This is a genomic window from Streptomyces sp. NPDC058576 (genome assembly GCF_042718715.1).
Lineage (GTDB): Bacteria > Actinomycetota > Actinomycetes > Streptomycetales > Streptomycetaceae > Streptomyces.
Genome location: NZ_JBHXPF010000001.1, coordinates 83,762 through 101,095 on the forward strand (window position 1 = coordinate 83,762; position 17,334 = coordinate 101,095).

The 17,334-nt window shown below is 72.5% G+C and carries 16 protein-coding genes; 8 read left to right on the plus strand and 8 right to left on the minus strand.

What is annotated here, in order from left to right:
• Positions 1 to 123 precede the first annotated feature (123 nt).
• Positions 124 to 384, minus strand: a complete 261-nt coding sequence (locus ACFWRV_RS00360; protein WP_384326324.1) for a hypothetical protein — start codon at positions 382 to 384, stop codon at positions 124 to 126.
• Between the two features lie 59 nt (positions 385 to 443).
• Here ACFWRV_RS00360 and map point away from each other — a divergent pair, with 59 nt between their 5' ends.
• Together map and ACFWRV_RS00370 are read left to right on the plus strand one after the other, a co-directional pair.
• Positions 444 to 1,301, plus strand: a complete 858-nt coding sequence (gene map, locus ACFWRV_RS00365) for a type I methionyl aminopeptidase (protein WP_384326326.1) — start codon at positions 444 to 446, stop codon at positions 1,299 to 1,301.
• A 228-nt stretch (positions 1,302 to 1,529) separates the two neighbouring features.
• The gene (locus ACFWRV_RS00370; RefSeq protein WP_384326328.1) at positions 1,530 to 2,195 is read left to right on the plus strand and encodes a heme oxygenase (biliverdin-producing); all 666 of its coding nucleotides are present in this window, start codon (positions 1,530 to 1,532) and stop codon (positions 2,193 to 2,195) included.
• Between the two features lie 89 nt (positions 2,196 to 2,284).
• Here ACFWRV_RS00370 and ACFWRV_RS00375 read toward each other — a convergent pair whose 3' ends face one another.
• The 3 genes from ACFWRV_RS00375 to ACFWRV_RS00385 form a co-directional block, all read right to left on the minus strand.
• Entirely contained in the window at positions 2,285 to 2,956 is a 672-nt protein-coding gene (locus ACFWRV_RS00375; protein ID WP_384326330.1) for a PhzF family phenazine biosynthesis protein, read from the minus strand.
• Between the two features lie 113 nt (positions 2,957 to 3,069).
• Positions 3,070 to 4,713, minus strand: coding sequence for an HtaA domain-containing protein (locus tag ACFWRV_RS00380; RefSeq protein ID WP_384326332.1), 1,644 nt, complete (start codon positions 4,711 to 4,713; stop codon positions 3,070 to 3,072).
• An 88-nt stretch (positions 4,714 to 4,801) separates the two neighbouring features.
• Complete coding sequence (locus ACFWRV_RS00385) at positions 4,802 to 6,271, minus strand: HtaA domain-containing protein (protein ID WP_384326335.1); 1,470 nt, start codon at positions 6,269 to 6,271, stop codon at positions 4,802 to 4,804.
• Between the two features lie 143 nt (positions 6,272 to 6,414).
• Here ACFWRV_RS00385 and ACFWRV_RS00390 point away from each other — a divergent pair, with 143 nt between their 5' ends.
• The 4 genes from ACFWRV_RS00390 to ACFWRV_RS00405 all read left to right on the plus strand — a co-directional run bounded on the left by ACFWRV_RS00390 (position 6,415) and on the right by ACFWRV_RS00405 (position 10,622).
• Positions 6,415 to 7,497 (plus strand): hemin ABC transporter substrate-binding protein, encoded by a 1,083-nt coding sequence (locus ACFWRV_RS00390; protein ID WP_384326336.1) that lies wholly within the window; start codon positions 6,415 to 6,417, stop codon positions 7,495 to 7,497.
• Positions 7,494 to 8,621 (plus strand): FecCD family ABC transporter permease, encoded by a 1,128-nt coding sequence (locus tag ACFWRV_RS00395; protein WP_384326338.1) that lies wholly within the window; start codon positions 7,494 to 7,496, stop codon positions 8,619 to 8,621. Before ACFWRV_RS00390 ends, ACFWRV_RS00395 begins: the two co-directional genes overlap by 4 nt.
• Positions 8,618 to 9,457: a heme ABC transporter ATP-binding protein gene (locus ACFWRV_RS00400; RefSeq protein ID WP_384326340.1), complete on the plus strand. Its 840-nt coding sequence runs from the start codon at positions 8,618 to 8,620 to the stop codon at positions 9,455 to 9,457. Before ACFWRV_RS00395 ends, ACFWRV_RS00400 begins: the two co-directional genes overlap by 4 nt.
• 142 nt (positions 9,458 to 9,599) lie before the next feature.
• On the plus strand, positions 9,600 to 10,622 hold the full coding sequence (locus ACFWRV_RS00405) for a hypothetical protein (protein WP_384326341.1): 1,023 nt from the start codon (positions 9,600 to 9,602) through the stop codon (positions 10,620 to 10,622).
• Positions 10,623 to 10,723: 101 nt separating this feature from the next.
• On the opposite strand, the gene ACFWRV_RS00410 is transcribed toward ACFWRV_RS00405, so the two are convergent.
• Together ACFWRV_RS00410 and ACFWRV_RS00415 are read right to left on the minus strand one after the other, a co-directional pair.
• Complete coding sequence (locus ACFWRV_RS00410) at positions 10,724 to 11,470, minus strand: bifunctional DNA primase/polymerase (protein ID WP_384326343.1); 747 nt, start codon at positions 11,468 to 11,470, stop codon at positions 10,724 to 10,726.
• Positions 11,471 to 11,635: 165 nt separating this feature from the next.
• Positions 11,636 to 12,283, minus strand: a complete 648-nt coding sequence (locus tag ACFWRV_RS00415; protein WP_384326345.1) for a TetR/AcrR family transcriptional regulator — start codon at positions 12,281 to 12,283, stop codon at positions 11,636 to 11,638.
• Positions 12,284 to 12,378: 95 nt separating this feature from the next.
• On the opposite strand from ACFWRV_RS00415, the gene ddaH reads away from it, so the two are divergent.
• Positions 12,379 to 13,308: a dimethylargininase gene (ddaH, locus tag ACFWRV_RS00420; RefSeq protein WP_384326684.1), complete on the plus strand. Its 930-nt coding sequence runs from the start codon at positions 12,379 to 12,381 to the stop codon at positions 13,306 to 13,308.
• Positions 13,309 to 13,315: 7 nt separating this feature from the next.
• Here ddaH and ACFWRV_RS00425 read toward each other — a convergent pair whose 3' ends face one another.
• Complete coding sequence (locus ACFWRV_RS00425; protein ID WP_384326347.1) at positions 13,316 to 14,311, minus strand: small ribosomal subunit Rsm22 family protein; 996 nt, start codon at positions 14,309 to 14,311, stop codon at positions 13,316 to 13,318.
• 217 nt (positions 14,312 to 14,528) lie between these two features.
• Here ACFWRV_RS00425 and ACFWRV_RS00430 point away from each other — a divergent pair, with 217 nt between their 5' ends.
• Positions 14,529 to 15,851, plus strand: a complete 1,323-nt coding sequence (locus tag ACFWRV_RS00430) for a hypothetical protein (RefSeq protein ID WP_384326349.1) — start codon at positions 14,529 to 14,531, stop codon at positions 15,849 to 15,851.
• Positions 15,852 to 15,870: 19 nt separating this feature from the next.
• Here the strand turns inward: ACFWRV_RS00430 and ACFWRV_RS00435 are convergent, their stop codons facing one another.
• Positions 15,871 to 17,301 carry a multidrug effflux MFS transporter gene (locus ACFWRV_RS00435; protein WP_384326686.1) on the minus strand — a complete coding sequence of 477 codons (1,431 nt, stop codon included), beginning with the start codon at positions 17,299 to 17,301 and terminating at the stop codon, positions 15,871 to 15,873.
• Positions 17,302 to 17,334: the final 33 nt, after the last annotated feature.

Consider the following 17,334-nt stretch of genomic DNA (forward strand, 5'->3'; position numbering starts at 1 on the left):
CGCCCCGCTCCTCAAGCGCCGGAGGGGCTGAGAAGACGGCCTCCATCGCCGGACGGGCTTGATGTGCCCGCCGGACGGGCCGGGGGTGCGGCGACAAGCGCCGGCGGGCTCGAAAAGATGGCCTCAATCGCCGGACGGGCTTGAGCTGCCCCCGGACGGGCTTGAGCGGTCGCCCTTGTCCTCGTCGTGCCACTTGGGGTCCGTGTCCCACTCCAGGTTGCGGTCGCGCGCGGTGTCCATCGCGTGCTGGGCCGCCGCGCGGGAGGTGTAGGGGCCGAACCGGTTCTGCGCCGGGCACTCCGGGCCTTCCTCGACCTTCTTGTGCTCCAGGCAGTAATACCATTCGCCCGGTTTGCCGACCGTGCGCTTCTTGAACAGGGCCATCGACTGCTCCTTTCCTTGTCGCCATGGTGCCCCCGAGGCCGCTGGTTAGACTCGCTGACATGTCTGGCCAGTCGCTTCTCGTACCAGGGGAGATCACTCCCGTCCGTTCCGTACCCGGAAACATCCGGCGTCCCGAGTACGTGGGGAAGCCGGCTCCGACGCCGTACACCGGCCCGGAGGTCCAGGACGCCGATACCGTGGAGCGGATGCGCGTCGCGGGCCGTATCGCCGCGCAGGCGATGGAGGAGGCCGCCAAGCACATCGCCCCGGGGGTCACCACCGACGAGCTCGACCGGGTCGCCCACGACTTCATGGTCGATCATGGCGCGTACCCCTCGACGCTCGGCTACCGGGGCTTCCCGAAGTCGCTGTGCACCTCGCTGAACGAGGTCATCTGCCACGGCATCCCCGACTCCACCGTGCTGCGCGACGGCGACATCGTGAACCTGGACGTCACCGCGTACCTCAACGGCGTGCACGGCGACAACAACGCCACCTACCTCTGCGGCGACGTGGACGAGGAGTCCCGGCTGCTGGTCGAGCGCACCCGGGAGTCGCTGAACCGGGCGATCAAGGCGGTCCGGCCCGGGCGCCAGATCAACGTCATCGGCCGGGTCATCGAGTCGTACGCGAAGCGGTTCGGCTACGGGGTCGTCCGCGACTTCACCGGGCACGGGATCAACACCTCGTTCCACTCCGGCCTGATCATCCCGCACTACGACAGCCCGCACGCCACCACGGTGATGCAGCCGGGCATGACGTTCACCATCGAGCCGATGCTGACGCTGGGCACCCACGAGTACGACATGTGGGAGGACGGCTGGACCGTGGTGACGAAGGACCGGAAGAGGACGGCCCAGTTCGAGCACACGCTGGTGGTCACGGAGACCGGGGCGGAGATCCTCACCCTTCCGTAAGCCACCCGCCGAAAGTCGCCTGTCACCCCAAAGCGCACATAACAGCACCCTCCGCTCTGTTTGCCGGTAGTTTTTTACCGACAGACAGTCGGGAACCAGTTGACTTAGGTAAACCTAAGTAGGAGGATCGGCGTACCGGCACGCGCCGCCGCACCGTCGCGGCGGTCGCCTGCCGATATCTCCGTCTCTTTCTGGACTTCCCGTCCCCTCGGTCCCCGGAGGCCCGCCTTGGACGCAACCGCCACCGTCACTCCCTTCTCGACGCTCATCCGCACCGCGTCGCACGAGCAGCACACCGAGGCCGAGACCTCGACCTTCATGAGTGACCTGCTCGGCGGGCGGCTGGGAGTGGACGCGTACACGCGCTACACGGAGCAGCTGTGGTTCGTGTACCGGGCGCTGGAGGAGGGCGCGGAGGTCCTGCGCGACGACCCGGTCGCGGGCCCGTTCATACAGCCCGAGCTGATGCGCTCCACCGAGCTGGAGCGCGATCTGGCGCACCTGCGCGGGGCCGACTGGCGCGAGGGTCTTGAGCCGCTGCCCGCCACCGCGGCGTACGCGGCCCGGGTCACGGAGTGCGCGCGCACCTGGCCCGCCGGTTACATCGCCCACCACTACACGCGGTACCTCGGCGACCTCTCGGGCGGTCAGATCATCCGCGACAAGGCGGAGAAGACCTGGGGCTTCGAGCGCAAGGGCGACGGCGTCCGGTTCTACGTCTTCGAGGAGATCACCAACCCCGCCGCCTTCAAGCGGGGTTATCGCGAGCTGCTGGACGCGGTGAACGCCGACGACCTGGAGAAGCAACGCATCATCGAGGAGTGCAAGCGCGCCTTCGCGCTGAACACCGCGGTCTTCCGCGAGCTGGGCGAGGTCTTCCCGCTCAGCGCGTAGGGCGTGTCCGGCGGATCAGGCGCGGACCCGGTCAGGATCCGCCCGGACACACCCTGACCGCCGGCGTACGGTTCGCCGCCGTCCGGGGCTCAGCCCCGGGTGGCCATCAGGACGCGGCCCCCGACCTCCACCGTGCCGTCCGGCGCGGGTGCGGTGAGGATCTGGGAGCCGCGTCCTTGTGTGATGTTCAGGGCCCGGCCGAGGTGTGCGCTCAGCAGCACGGCCGCGGCCCCCGTCGCCTCGTCCTCCTCGATGCCTTCGCCCCGCCTCGGGAAGGCCCGCGCCCGCACCCGTCCGGCCGCCTCGTCCTCCCAGGCCCAGACGTAGAGCCAGCCCTCGCCGGGCGGCGGCCCCGGCAGCGCCTCGACCTCGGCGGCGCTCGCGTACTGCTGGAGCGTGCGCGGCGGGACCCACTCGGGGCGGGCGGCGATCCAGGTGAACTCCCCGTCCTGGCGCGCGAACACGTCCCCGACGGCCAGTTCCAGGACCTCCAGGTCCAGCAGCCAGGCGGTGCCCACCAACGGGTGGCCGGCGAACGGCAGCCGGAGCCCCGGGGTGTGGATGTCCACCCGGCCGCGTTCCGGGTCGTCCACGAACACGGTCTCGCTGAAGCCCAGTCGCCGGGTCAGCTGCTGCCGGGAGGCCTCGTCGGGGTGGCCGCTCCCGTCACGTACGACGCCGAGGGCGTTGCCGTGCCGGCCGTCGGGTCCGCAGAACACCCGCAGGACGTCGATGCCCCGGGGTACGTCGTAGTCGTTCACGGGGGCATTCAAGCACTGCCGGGCGACGGGGCGGGAAGCCAGCGGGGTACAGCAGCGGGGCCGCACCGGCGAGCGACTGCTGCCGGTACGGCCCCGCGGGAGGTGCCGGTGGGTCAGGCGGTGGTGTCGCGGCGACGGCGCGCGGCGAGCACGATACCGGCGCCGGCCGCCACGACGACGCCGGAGGCGGCGATCAGGGCGCCGGTCGGGACGTCGGAGCCGGTGGCGGCCAGGGAGCCGGAGCCGCCGACCGAACCGCCGGTGGAGCCGCCGCCGACCGTCCCACCGCCGGTGGTGGAACCGCCCGCCGCGGAGCCGCCGGTGGAGCCCGAACCGCCGGTGGAACCGCCGGAGGAACCGCCGGGAAGCTGGGCGTCCTTGTCGAGCGAGACCGCGACGTTCAGCGCGTCGAGCTCCTCGCCCTTCTGGTAGAAGCCGCCGAACGCCTTGGCGCCGTCCGCGGAGAGCGTCGCCGGGACGCTCTTGAGGTTCACGATGCCGCCCTTGGCGGCGAGTGCGCCGGAGGGCACCTTCAGCTGGGCGAAGGACAGGCCGGTGAACTTGCTGACCTTGCCGGTCTTCTGGTCCTTGGAGGAGACGTCGGCGAGGAGGGTGCCGGAGGTGCCCTCGATGTCGACCTTCAGGTTGCTGAGAGCCAGGTCGAGGAGGTACGTGCCGTTGGTCGCGTGGCCGAGGAAGCGCACCTTCCCCGTGAACTCGGCGTCGAGGGTGTTCTGGTCGGCGTCGAGGCGGCCGGTGGCCTTGGTGAAGCGGTAGCCGCCGGCGTCGGCGGATGCGCCCTCGCTCGTCTCGATCCTGCCGTGGGCGATGGTGCCGACGATGTACGTGCGGAAGGACTCCTTGACGCCCCAGTCCAGCGTGCCGTCGACGACCGGGCCGCTGACGGGCGCGGCGGTCTCGGAGGCGGTCGGGGCCGGTTCGGCGCCCGGGTCCTCGGAGGGGTCCTTCGACGGGTCCTTGCCCGGGTCCTTGGAGGGGTCCTTGCTCGGGTCCTTGGAGGGATCCTTGCTCGGGTCCTTCGAGGGGTCCTTGCTCGGGTCGTCCGAGGGGTCCTTGCTGGGGTCGTCCCCCGGGTCCGGGCTCGGGTTCGCGGTCTTGACCTTCAGCGTCGCCGGGTCGAGCTGGGCGCCCTTCTCGTAGAAGCCGGCGAAGGCGTCCACACCCTCGGCGGTCAGCGTGGCGGGGATGTCGGTGAAGACCGTCTCGCCGCCCGCGCCGCCGCCCCGCTTGGCGGCGGTCATGTCGAGTGCGGCGATGGGGGCGTCGCTCCTGGAGACGACGGTGCCGTCCATCTTCTTGCTGGTGAAGTCGGCGGTGATGGTGCCGGTCTGGCGGCCCGAGCCGACCTCGATGTCGCTCAGCTTGACGTCGAGCACCCCGTGGTGGCCCTCGAACCGCACGCCGCCCTTGAACGCGGTCGCGGAGGCGTGCGTCCCGGTGTCGTACGAGCCCTTGCCGCCGGTGAAGGTGAACACGCCGTTGTCGGCGGCCTGCTGGGCGCCGTCCGCGACGGTGACCTTGCCCTCGGCGATGGGGCCGACGATGTACCTGCGGAAGGACTCCTTGACGCCCCAGTCCAGTGTGCCGTCCACGATCTCCAGCTTCGGGGCGGCGGCGGGGCCGGCCGCCGGGGACCCCGCGGCGACGGCCGGGAGCGCGAAGCCGGTGGCGCCGAGGGCGGCGGCCGTGGCGACAGCCGCGGCGAGGGCTATGGGGCGGCGCGTAGTTGCTGCCATGTCGGTGTGTCTCCTAGAGGGAACAGGGGGGTGGGAGAGAAGCGCGGGGAGAGGGGGTGAGGATCCATAAGGCACGCACGGGGCGCCGTCAGGAGGTCTGAGGTGCGTCGGAGCCGGTGGTGGCGTCGGAGCCGGGCCCCTGCCCGGGCCCGCGGCGGCGCAGGGCGAAGAACGCCGCTCCGGCGGCGGCGAGCAGCAGCAGACCGCCCCCGACGGCCGCCCAGGTGCCGGCGCCCGGACCGGAGTCGGAGGAGGCGGCCGCCGGTGCGGCGGAGGGCTCCTCGGCGGCCTTCTTCGTGGGCTCGGCGGCGGTGGTGGCCTCGCTGCCGAGGTCGGGCAGCGCGGGCAGTTGGGCCTTCTCGTCGACGGCCACGGCGAGCGAGACCGGGTCCATCGCGGTGCCCGCCCTGTACATGGAGCCGAACGCCTCGGCGCCGTCGGCGGTGAGGGTGGCGGGCGCTTCGGTGAGGGCGGCGAGGCCGTCCTTCGGAGCGAAGTCCTCGGCGGCGAAGGTGACGATCGGGACGCGCTTGGTGGTCCTGCCCTCGCTGGTGACGTCGGCGGACAGGGTGCCCTCGCCCTTGGCGACGGCGACGGTCATGGCGGCGAACGTCAGGTCGAGGTCGTGGGCGCCGGTGAAGCGGATGCTGCCGCTGAACTCCGCGTCCAGCGTCTCCTTCTTCGCGTCGTACGTTCCCTTGCCCCGCGGGAAGCGGAACAGGGCCCCGCCGTCCTCGGCGCCGTCGGCGAGCGTCCACCTGCCCTGGCCGATGGAGCCGGTGACGTACTCACGGAAGGTGCGGCGCACCCCCCAGTCGACGGCGGCGTCCTCGAAGCGGCCCGCCTTCTCCTTGTTCTTCTTCTCCGCCTCGCCCTTCTTCTCGCCCTCGTCCTTCTCCTCGTCCGGGGCGGAGGGCTCCGGCTCGGCGGCGGCGCCCTGGGTGTCGACGGAGAGGCTGACCGGGTCGAGCGGGGTGCCCTCGGTGTAGTAGCCGGCGAAGGCCGAGGCGCCCTCGGCGGTCAGGGTCGTGGGGACGTCGGTGAGGGCGATGGGGGTGGAACCGCCCTTCATGTTGATCCCGCCGAGGCCGAGCTCGGCCAGTGGCACCTGGGAGCGGCTGGAGACCTTGCCGGTCCCCCGCTCCTTGCTGACCATGTCCGCGTGGAGCGTCCCGCCGCCGCCGCTGATCCTGATCGTGGGGCGGCTGATCGTGAGGTCGAGCTCGTTGCCGCCGTCGGCCTTCTTGTGGCCGGTGAAGTGCACGCCGCCGGAGAAGCCGGAGCTGAAAGCCCCGGAGTCCGGGTCGTAGGAGCCGGTCGCCGAGTGGAAGCGGAACTGGCTGCCGCCGACCGTGGCCGCGCCGCCGGTCAGGCTCCAGCTGCCGTTCGCTACGGGCCCGGTGACGTAGCTCTGGAAGGAGGACTTGATGCCCCAGTCCAGCCGGCCGCCCTGCACCGTGCGGCTTGCCGCTTGCGCGGTGGCGGCGGGGAGCAGGGCTCCCAGCAGCACCGCGAGGAGCGCGACGGCGAGCGCGCGGGTGGATCTGGACGACGGCATGAGGGACCCTCCGAGGACTGGATACAAAGGTAAGGCTAACCTAAGGTATTCCCCGTCTGTGTCGGAACCCCTCCGGCACCTCCACCATCTCGACACATCCCAACCACCCACCGCACGCCGCAGATCGACAGGACGGTGCCCCCGTGCGCATCTCGCAGGACTTCGCCCCGACGGGCCCGGACGCCGGACGGACGGCCCGCCGTCGACCGGTCCGGGGCAGGGCCGCCGCCGCACTCACCGCAGCCGTCGCCTTCGCCCTGGTCCTGACCGGCTGCGGCTCAGGGGGCGATGCCGCGCCGACGTCGGCGTCCGCCGAGAGCTCCGCCGACGCGGACCGGGTCGAGCCGCTGGCGGCCCCGCCCGCACCGGAGTTGCCGGTGACGGTCGACTCGGCGGACGGTTCCAAGGTCACGATCGAGTCCACCGACCGGATCGTGCCGCTGACGGGCTCGCTGAGCGAGATCGTCTTCACCCTCGGCTTCGGCGAGCAGGTCGTCGCCCGGGACATCACCGCCACCTTCGAACAAGCCACGAGGCTTCCGGTGGTGACCCGGGCCCACGACGTCTCGGCGGAGAGCGTGCTCTCCCTGAAGCCGACGATCGTCCTCGCCGACACCAGCACCGGACCGGCCGAGGCCATCGACCAGATCCGTGACGCGGGCATCCCGCTGCTCGTCGTCGAACCCGCCAAGGGACTCGACGACGTGGGCCGCCGTATCGACACCGTCGCCGAGGCCCTCGGCGTACCGTCGGCCGGTACGGAGCTCAAGGAGCGCACCGAGAAGCGGATCGCCGCCGTCCAGAAGTCCGTCCCGGCCCCCGCCGACGGTCAGAAGCCCCGCGTCGCCTTCCTCTACCTGCGCGGTTCTGCCTCCGTCTATCTGCTGGGCGGTGCGGAGTCCGGGGCCAGTTCGCTGCTGGAGGCGGCCGGCGCGGTCGACGCCGGCAAGGAGTCCGGGCTGGACAAGGACTTCACCGCCATCACCAGCGAGGCGCTCGCCAAGGCCGCGCCGGACGCGATCCTCCTGATGACCAAGGGGTTCGAATCCGTCGGCGGCATGGACGGATTGGTGAAGATCCCGGGCATCGCGGAGACCCCGGCCGGCATGGACCGCCGGATCGTCACGGTCGACGACGGGGTGCTGCTGAACTACGGGCCGCGCACCGACCGGGTGCTCACCGAGATCGTCGAGCAGCTGTACGCCGAGGGCGGCGAGAGCCGGTGACCACCTCCTACGAGGAACGCACCGAGCCGGTGGGGAAGTCCACGGGCAAGGAGGCGAAGGGGACGAACGGGGCGGCGGAAGCGGCCCCCACGTCCCCCCGCAGCACGGCGTATCTGCTCACCGCGGCGCTCTCCCTCGCCCTGCTCGCCGGCTGTCTGCTCTCCGCGGCGATCGGCGCGTACTCCATCCCGCTCGGTGACGTCCTGTCCTCCGTGCAGCACCGGATCGGGCTCGGCGGCCAGGAGTTGGACCGGGTCGGCGAGAGCGTCCTGTGGAACGTGCGGCTCCCCCGGGTCGCTCTCGCGCTGCTCGTCGGCGCGTCCCTCGGCTGCGCGGGCGCGCTGATGCAGGGAGTGTTCGGCAATCCGCTGGCCGAGCCCGGCGTGATCGGGATCTCGGCGGGCGCCGCGGTCGGCGCGGTCGCCTCGATCGCGCTCGGCCTGACCTTCTTCGGCAACTGGACCATCACCGTCTTCGCGTTCATCGCGGGGCTCATCACCGTGCTGCTCGTCTACACGCTCTCACGCTCCGGCGGCCGGACCGAAGTGGTGACGCTGATCCTCACCGGTATCGCCGTCAACGCCTTCGCGGGCGCGCTGATCGGGCTCTTCATCTTCTTCGCGGACAACGCGCAGATCACCCAGATCACCTTCTGGCAGCTCGGTTCGCTCTCCCAGGCGACCTGGCCCAAGGTGCTGGCCGTGCTGCCGTGCGCGCTGGCCGGTCTGCTCATCGCCCCGTTCCACTCCCGCAAGCTGGACCTGCTGGCGCTCGGGGAGCGGCCCGCGCGGCACCTGGGCGTGGACGTGGAGCGGCTGCGGATCGTGCTGGTGCTGGTGGTGGCGCTGCTGACGGCCGCCGCGGTCGCCGTCGCCGGGATCATCTCCTTCGTCGGGCTGCTCGTGCCGCATCTGCTGCGGATGGCGAACGGCCCCGGCCACCGCTTCCTCGTCCCGGGCAGCGCGCTCGGCGGCGCCCTGGTCCTGGTCGCGGGCGACCTCGCGGCCCGTACGGTGGCGGCCCCCGCCGAACTGCCGCTCGGGGTGCTGACCGCGCTCTTCGGCAGCCCGTTCTTCTTCTGGCTGCTGCGCAGGACCCGTCGTAAGCAAGGTGGTTGGGCATGAAGACGCTGAGAGACCTGTTCGCGGTACGCACCCGGGAGCTGCCCTCGCCCGTCGCCCCCGGCTCCCCCGCCGTCGAGGCCGCCGCGCTGTCCGTCCGGCTCGGGCAGCGGCAGGTGCTGGACTCCGTCGACCTGACCGCGCACGCCGGTGAGGTGGTCGCCCTGGTGGGGCCGAACGGGGCCGGCAAGTCGACGCTGCTGGCGGCGCTGGCCGCCGATCTGCCCGCCGGGAGCGGCGAGGTGCGGATCGACGGCCGCCCGGCCACCGCGTGGTCAGCGCCCGAACTGGCGCTGCGCCGCTCGGTGCTGCCGCAGTCGGCCGCGCTGTCCTTCCCGTTCCCGGTGGAGGACGTCGTACGGATGGGGCGGGCGCCCTGGGCCGGTACGGAGCGGGAGGACGAGGACGACGCGGCGGTGGCGGCCGCGATGGCGGCGACCGAGGTGACCCGGTTCGCGGGCCGCCCGTTCTCCGCGCTGTCGGGCGGTGAGAAGGCCCGGGTGGCGCTGGCCCGGGTGCTGGCGCAGCGGGCCCCGCTGATGCTGCTCGACGAGCCGACGGCCGCACTGGACCTGCGCCACCAGGAGCTGGTGCTGCGGATCTGCCGGGAGCGGGCGGCGGCCGGGGACGCGGTGGTCGTCGTCCTGCACGATCTGGGTCTCGCCGCGGCGTACGCGGACCGGGCCGCCGTCCTGCATGACGGGCGGATCGCGGAACTGGGCCCGCCGGACGAGGTCTTCACCGGTGGGCTGCTCGGCGAGGTCTACCGGCAGCCGGTGGAGGTCTTCCCCCACCCGCGCACCGGCACACCGCTGATCGTGCCGGTGCGTCAGGTCTGAGCCGGCGGGTCCGGGCGGCGGTCACCGGCCCGAGGTCACGGTGTGGACGCTGTATCCGGTCCCCGCCCGCACGCCGTTCGCCGCCCCGGTAGGGTTTCGACGGTCAGTGCGGGCGACGGATCAGAAGGCGCAGAAGCAACGGATGACGAGACACCCTGGGCTGGGTCGGCTGACGGCGGGGCTCGCGACGGCGACGGTGCTGTGCGTGACGGCGAGCGGCTGTGTGACGGTGCACGGGGAGCTGGAAGTGCTCCCCGGCGCGAAGAAGCCCGAGGCGGCGCAGGCGCTCAAGGACTTCACCGACGCCTACAACGCGGCGGACAAGGCGTTCGATCCGGCGCTGGACGCGGACCGGGTGACGGGTTCGCTCGGCGCGATCAACCAGGCCGGGCTGAAGGCGCGGCAGACGTACAACCCCGGCGGCAACAAGGCACACCAGCCGCTGGTGCTGGACGACGCCACCTACATCATCCCCAAGAAGGCGGGCTGGCCCCGCTGGTTCGTCGCGGACACCGACTCCAACCGGGACCAGGACGGCGGGAAGCTGGACACCCGCTGGCTGGTGGTGTTCGTCCGCTCAAGCCCCGACGCGCTGTGGAAGGCGGCCTATCTCGGGGTCCTTCCGGCGTCCCAGGTGCCGGAGTTCACCCTGGACGGGGACGGGCTCGCCTCCCCGGTGGAGCCTGCGGGCGACGCGCTGGCCGTCGCGCCCGCGGACCTCAGCTCCTCGTACGCCGGCTATCTGCAGAACGGCTCCCCGGACGTGTTCGTGCCGTCCACGGCGACCTCGGGCTGGCGCGAGACGCGCCGCACCACGCGGCGGGCGGGGTTCTCGTACCAGTACGTCGACCAGCCGCTGACGGGCGGCACGTTCGCACCGCTCGGGCTGCGCACCGAGGACGGCGGGGCGCTGGTCTTCTTCAGCAGCAAGCACTTCGAGCGGCAGACCGCGGCGGAGGGGCTGCGGCCCGAGGTCACCGCGGACGTGAAGGCGCTCCTCACCGGCGAGGTGAACAGCAGCCTCACCAAGGAGCGGGTCTCCAGCCAGCTGGTGCACGTGCCGCCGCGCGCCGCGGGGGCCGGCTCCGGTGCGGATGCGGGCTCCGGTGGCAAGGTGCGGATGCTGAACCGGCTGCCGGGCCTGGTCGCGGCGAAGGGCGAATAGCGGCGCGGGCCGCCGGGCCAGCGGCGGCCCGGCGACGCCGCGCAACCGAGCGGCAGGCGGTCGAACAGCGGCTCAGCGCTCAACCGCTCAGCGGCCAGCGCTCAGCGGCTCAGCGGCCAGGCGATCGCGTCGTGGTCCAGCTCGCTCTGCTCGGCACTGCCCGCGTACCGCGCGCAGGCGTCGGTGAGCGTCTCCAGGAGGGTCAGCGGGTCGGGCAGCTCGTGCTCGGGGCCGCGCACCCAGTGGACGTCCAGCTCACCGGGGAGCCGGGCGGGCGGCAGGAGGACGTAGCTGCCGCGGCAGTGCCAGCGCAGGCCCGGATGGGCGTCCATGGTCTCGGGGTGGCAGTCCAGCTCGCAGGGCCACCACTCGTCCTCGTCCTCGGGGGTGCCGCGGGTGGCGGTGAAGAAGAGCATCCGGTCCTCGCCGGACTGGGCGACCGGACCGACGTCGATGCCCGCGTCGAGCAGGCGCTCCAGGGCGCTGCGGCCGGCGGTGAGCGGGACGTCCAGCACGTCGTGGATCATGCCGGTCGCGGTGATGAAGTTGGCCTGCGGCTGGCCGGCGGCCCAGCGCTCGATCTGGGAGCGGTCGGTGGTCGACTGCGTCTGCCAGGCGAAGGAGACGGGGTGCCGGGCGGGGGTGGGACAGCCGATGCGTTCGCACGAACATCGGTATCCGAGGGGGTGGGCGGCGGGGGCGATCGGCATGCCCGCGTCGGCGACCGCCAGGAGCAGCGCCACTCTGGCCGTCTCGTCGCCCTCGGCCCCCGGTGATTTGGGACGTCGCCGCAGCCACTGGGAGATCCTGCTCTCTGTGCCGCGGAAACGGCCGGAATCGGCGCCCATCTATCCCCTCACCTCAGCAGTTCACCTCAGCGTTGCCTGTCCATGGTCGCACCATCCTGCGGTTCGGGTGGCCAGAGTTCACCAGCGGGGCCGTGTACCACTGCGCCGAGTGAGCACCATCACGCCCGATGTCACCACATAACGGATAGGACGGCGGGTCCGGGGTCACGGCCGCGGGGCGAGCCCGCCGACCGCGTAGTCGACGATCGCGTCGGCGTACGCGTGGGTGAGCGGCAGGGTCCTGAGCAGCCAGCGGTGCATCAGCGGGCCGATGAGCAGCTCCAGGGCGATCCGCGGGTCGACGTCGGCGCGGACGTGCCCGGCCTCCTGGGCGGCCCGCAGGCGCCCGACGTACAGCGCGAGCTGCGGATCGAGCAGTTTGTGGACGAATTCGGCGCCGAGTTTCGCGTCCACGATGCCCTCGGCGGTCAGCGCGCGGGTGGGGGCCTCCAGCGCGGGGTCGTTCAGCTCGTCGACGGTGGCCCGCAGGACGAGCTTGAGGTCGGCGACCAGGTCACCGCTGTCGGGAATGCCCTGCGCATCCTCGCCGGGCTGCCCGGCCGCCCCGGACCCGGCCCCCGGCTCCCCGGCGGTCCGGCCCGCCAGGTCCAGGAAGGCGTCCATCAGCACGGCGGCCTTGGACGGCCACCAGCGGTAGATGGTCTGCTTGCCGACCCCGGCGCGGGCGGCGATACCCTCGATCGTCGTGCGCCGGTAGCCCACCTCCGTGACCAGGGCGAGGGCGGCGTCGTGGATGGCGCGGCGGGAGCGGTCGCTGCGGCGGCTGGAGTCGGGTGCCTTCGTGGGTGCCATGCGGTCAATCTACCGCCGCACGAGCCGATACGTATCGTCTTGCCGCCCTCCGGCCCGTTGACCGAAAAGCGGCCACAGCCGGGCGGTCCGGTGAAATACCCGATCGGTTCACTGCGGATCCGGCGCGCACGGCGCACCATGGGCTCACGCACAGACCGTGCGCATCCCACCGTTCCGCGGCCCCGGCCGCCGTTCGCGAGGAGCCCGAATTGAACCGTGACGCCACCCCTCGTCGCTACCTGATGTGCGCGCCGGCGCACTTCCGGGTCACCTACTCCATCAACCCGTGGATGGACCCGTCCAAGCCGGTCGACCTGCCGCTGGCCCAGACCCAGTGGGAGGACCTGCGCGACCGCTACCGCTCCCTCGGCCACACCGTCGAGCTGCTCACTCCCCGCCCCGATCTGCCGGACATGGTCTTCGCCGCCAACGGCGCCACGGTGATCGGCGGCCGGGTGCTCGGCGCGCTGTTCGCGTACCGGGAGCGGTTCGAGGAGGCCGGGGCCCACCGGGACTGGTTCCGGGAGCACGGCTTCACCGAGGTCCACGAGCCGGAGCACGTCAACGAGGGCGAGGGGGACTTCGCCGTCACCGCCTCGTATCTGCTGGCCGGGCGCGGCTTCCGCTCCAGCCCGCTCTCGCACATGGAGGCCCAGGAGTTCTTCGGGCTGCCGGTCATCGGGCTCGATCTGGTGGATCCGCGCTACTACCACCTGGACACCGCGCTGTGTGTGCTGGACGCGGCGGCCGACGAGATCATGTACTACCCGGACGCCTTCTCCGCCGGCAGCCGGGCGGTGCTGCGCCGGCTGTTCCCGGACGCGCTGCTCGCCCGGGAGGCGGACGCGGCGGCGTTCGGGCTCAACTCGGTGAGCGACGGGCGTCATGTGCTGCTGCCGCAGGGCGCGACGGGGCTGCTCGACCCGCTGCGGGACCGGGGCTTCGAACCGATCCCGATGGACCTGGGCGAGCTGCTCAAGGGCGGCGGCAGCGTGAAGTGCTGCACGCAGGAGCTGCGGTCCTAGCCTGTCGTCAGCCGGTGCTCTCCGGCGGCCAGGGATCGCCCCAGGCGACGTCCCTGGCCGCCCGGTACAGCTCGCCGTGGCGCTTGGTGACCGTGGAGCGGGTCAGTTGCTCGTCGCGGGTGCACAGCTCCAGCTGGACCAGGCCCTTGCGGATCTGCGGCCTGCGGGTGACCCGGGCGGGCGCCGGGGCGGTGGGGAAGCGGGTGGCGACGACGTAGCTGAACTTCTCGTCCTCGTGGCTGAGCGAGCCGCCCTTGACCTGCCGGTGCAGCGAGGAGCGGCTGACCCGGGCCGAGAAGTGGCACCAGTCGGATCCGGCCTCGATGGGGCAGGCGTCGCTGTGCGGGCAGGGGGCCGCGATCCGCAGCCCGGCGGCGATCAGCCGGTCGCGGGCCTCGATGATCCGGGCGTATCCGTCGGGGGTGCCGGGCTCCACGATCACCACGGCCTGCCCGGCCCCGGCGGCCGCGTCGACCAGCTCGGTCCTGGCGGCGGCCGTCAGCTCCTTGAGGACGTAGCTGACCGTGATCAGGTCGGCCGGCTCCAGCTCCAGTGCCGCGCCGATCCGGGCCTGCTGCCAGCGCGCGTCGCGGAGGGCCGGCACACCGGACGCCCCGGCCAGTTCACGGCCGAGCGCGAGGGCCGGCTCCGCCCAGTCCAGGACGGTCGTGGCCGCCCCCTCCCAGGCCCCCGCCACCGCCCAGCTCGCCGCGCCCGTGCCGCCGCCGACGTCGGTGTGGGTGGCGGGCGACCAGCCGGGCGCGGCCTCGACGAGGGCGTCGAGAGCGGAGCGTACGGCTTCGAAGGTGGCGGGCATCCGGTACGCGGCGTACGCGACGACGTCGGAGCGGTCCCGCAGGATCGGGGCGTTCGTCGGGGTCTCCCCGCGGTAGCTGGCGATCAGCCGGTCGACGGCCTGCTGGGCCTGCTTGGGCGGCAGTCCGTCGAGCAGCCCGGCCAGTGCCGCGCGCAGGGACTGTGCGGTGGGGAGGGTGACGTTCACCGACGAATTGTAGGCGGAGGCGACCCGGCGGCCGCATTCCGCTTCCGCCGGGGCCGGACGGGGTACGCCGTCACGTGCGCGCGGGACGGGCCCGCACGAAGGGTTCACGTAACCGGTACGGAACAGGAGTCCGGCGAACTCCATTCCTCCAGAGGCCTGTTGCTACGCTGACCCGCGCGTGCACGGCACCAGATCAAGATGGTCCAGCGGGGGAGCCATGAGGCAGAAGATCGTGCGGCTGGCGCTGGTCGGCGGGGTGGTCTTTCTCGCCCTGCTCCTTCTGCTGGCGACCTGCGGCAGCAATCCCGAGGACGACGAGAAGCAGGACGGCGCGGCCACCCCGACGGCGGAGCCGGTGCTGCCGAGCGCGGGGCCGGTGACCCGGCTGACCGTTCCCCCGGAGTACGCGACGGACCGGGGCTGGGAGATCATCGGCTCCTCCCCCGATGTCGCCGTCTCCCACGCGACGGGCCTGCTGGCCTATCTGGAGCGGTCCGGGGAGAACCGCTACCGGCTGCGCACCGTCGACACGGCCACCGGTGAGCTGGGCTGGCGGGGCAGGGCCTGGACGCCACCGGACCCGCCGCACTACCCCAAGCTCGCCACGGTGACCAAGGACGACCGGCAGTTCTTCGTGACCTGGTCCTACGGGAAGGCCGGCGACGGGCTGTCCCCGGCGAGCACCTTCCTCGCCCTCGATCTGTACGACGTGACGAACGGGAACCGGCAGCGCGTCGAGGTGCCGTGGTCCGGGGCACCGAACGTGCGCACGACCGGGCCGTCCATCGTGATCAGCGACGCGAAGGCGAACAGCACCCTGGTCGACCCGGTCACCGGTGAGGTCTCCGAGCTGGGCGCGGACGAGCTGAAGTACCCCGAGGGCTGCCCGGCCTGCAAGCAGCTCACCGAGGTGCACGGGCAGACCGCCGAGGGGCTGCTGCTGGGCGGGGCCCGGGAGTTCTGGGTGCGCGGCGGCTGGTTCAGCCGGAACGTCGCGCCCAAGGGGACCGACCGGGGCAGCGGTGTGGTGACGTCGACGACCCCGGACCAGGTGCTGGCGAAGTGGGAGCCCGCGAAGAAGACGAAGCGGGCGGGGACCCATGAGCTGTGGGCGGTGCACGACGCGGCGACCGGCGAGGTGCTGACCTCGGTGGAGTGCCACAAGCCCGCCATAAAGCCGGGGCGCCATCCGCAGGCGGTCCTCTCCCCCTCGGGCGACTACCTGATCGCCGGGAACCTGGCCTTCGACCTGGAGGCGAAGCAGGGCCGCTGCTTCGAGGACGAGGGCGGGGCCGCGCGTCTGACGCTGGCCACGGTGACGGACGACGGCATCGCGTACGGGGCGGAGAACGCGCGCGACGCCTCCGAGGCGCTGGCCGGCGGCGGGCTCCCGGTCGCGATGGACTTCGCCACCTGGACCACCGAGCGGCTGTCGCGGAACGCGCGGCTGCCGGGGACGGAGACGACCGGGGTCGGGGTGTTCCGCTGGACCGACCGGCAGGACCGCACGCATCTGATCGGCTACCCGCGCACGGGCTGAGCCCTCCCCGACCGCCGCGTCAGAGGCCGTCGGCGTCGCGCCCCGCGCGCTGCCAGGGGCGGCACAGGAGCAGGAAGCAGCCCACCGCCGCCACCGCGCAGACCACCTGGACCAGCGCCATCGGGACGGCCGTGTCCTCCCCCGCGATGCCGACCAGCGGGGAGGCGATCGCGCCGATGAGGAACGAGGACGTGCCGAGCAGCGCGGAGGCGGAGCCCGCCGCGTGCTTGGTCCGCATGAGGGCCTGGGCGTTGGTGTTCGGCATCGCGAGCCCCATCGCCGACATCAGCACGAACAGCCCGGCGGCGACCGGCACGAGCCCGACCTCGCCGAAGACGCCGGTCGTCATGAGCAGCAGGGCGACGGCGGCCAGCAGGATCACCGCGAGGCCGAAGCCGAGCACCTTGTCGAGGCGGAACCGGCCCACGAGCAGCTTGCCGTTGATCTGTCCGACGGCGATCAGACCGATCGAGTTGATCCCGAAGAGCAGGCTGAAGGTCTGCGGCGAGGCCCCGTAGATCTCCTGCACGACGAACGGGGAGGCGGAGATGTACGCGAACAGGACGGCGAACGCGAGCCCGCCCGCGATCATGTAGCCGGTGAAGACCCGGTCGGCGAGCAGCCCGCGCATGGTGCGCAGGGCGTCGGTGACGCCGCCGGTGTGCCGGTCGGCGGGCGGCAGCGTCTCGTGCAGCCACTTCGCCACGACCAGGGTGAGCGCGACGCCGACGGCGGTCAGCACGACGAAGATGCCCCGCCAGTCGGTGAACCGCATCACCTGTCCGCCGATCACGGGTGCGATGACCGGGGCGACGCCGGAGATCAGCATCAGGGTGGAGAAGAAGCGGGCCATCTCCACGCCGTCGTAGAGGTCGCGCACCACGGCCCGCGCGATGACGATGCCGGCCGCGCCCGCGAGCCCCTGGAGGAGGCGGAAGCCGATGAGGAGTTCGGCGGTCGGGGCGAGGGCGCAGATCGCCGTGGCGAGGACGTAGACGACCATGCCGAGGAGCAGCGGCGTGCGGCGGCCCCAGCGGTCGCTCATCGGCCCGACGACGAGCTGGCCGAGCGCCATCCCGGCCAGGCACGCGGTCAGGGTGAGCTGGATGGTGGCGGCGGGTGCGCCCAGGGAGTCGGTGACGGCGGGGAGCGCCGGGAGGTACATGTCCATGGACAGCGGCGGCAGGGCGGTGAGCCCGCCGAGGACCAGGGTGACCAGGAGTCCGGTGCGCCGGGTCGCCTTCGCCGCCGGGCCGGGGAGGCCGACGGCGTGCGGGAGTCCGGGGGTTCCCGGGAGCCCGGCGGGGGCGGTGATCTGAGGGGCGGCCGGGTCGACGGAGAGGGCGCCCGCGTCCCCGTGCGGGACGGCCGTGGCGTCGTCGGTTCCGGGACGGGTCCCGGAGGTGGGTATGTGTGCTCGCTGGGCCCGGTCGCCGCCGCTGTCCGGCATTCTCATCTCCACATCGTTGAATCCGCATCTATG

Excerpts from the sequence above, each read along its gene's own strand:
- ACFWRV_RS00360 (WP_384326324.1), bottom strand. The coding sequence starts at position 384 with ATGGCCCTGTTCAAGAAGCGCACGGTCGGCAAACCGGGCGAATGGTAT.
- map (WP_384326326.1), top strand. The coding sequence starts at position 444 with ATGTCTGGCCAGTCGCTTCTCGTACCAGGGGAGATCACTCCCGTCCGT.
- ACFWRV_RS00380 (WP_384326332.1), bottom strand. The coding sequence starts at position 4,713 with ATGGCAGCAACTACGCGCCGCCCCATAGCCCTCGCCGCGGCTGTCGCC.
- ACFWRV_RS00385 (WP_384326335.1), bottom strand. The coding sequence starts at position 6,271 with ATGCCGTCGTCCAGATCCACCCGCGCGCTCGCCGTCGCGCTCCTCGCG.
- ACFWRV_RS00400 (WP_384326340.1), top strand. The coding sequence starts at position 8,618 with ATGAAGACGCTGAGAGACCTGTTCGCGGTACGCACCCGGGAGCTGCCC.
- ACFWRV_RS00405 (WP_384326341.1), top strand. The coding sequence starts at position 9,600 with ATGACGAGACACCCTGGGCTGGGTCGGCTGACGGCGGGGCTCGCGACG.
- ACFWRV_RS00410 (WP_384326343.1), bottom strand. The coding sequence starts at position 11,470 with ATGGGCGCCGATTCCGGCCGTTTCCGCGGCACAGAGAGCAGGATCTCC.
- ACFWRV_RS00415 (WP_384326345.1), bottom strand. The coding sequence starts at position 12,283 with ATGGCACCCACGAAGGCACCCGACTCCAGCCGCCGCAGCGACCGCTCC.
- ACFWRV_RS00430 (WP_384326349.1), top strand. The coding sequence starts at position 14,529 with ATGAGGCAGAAGATCGTGCGGCTGGCGCTGGTCGGCGGGGTGGTCTTT.
- ACFWRV_RS00435 (WP_384326686.1), bottom strand. The coding sequence starts at position 17,301 with ATGCCGGACAGCGGCGGCGACCGGGCCCAGCGAGCACACATACCCACC.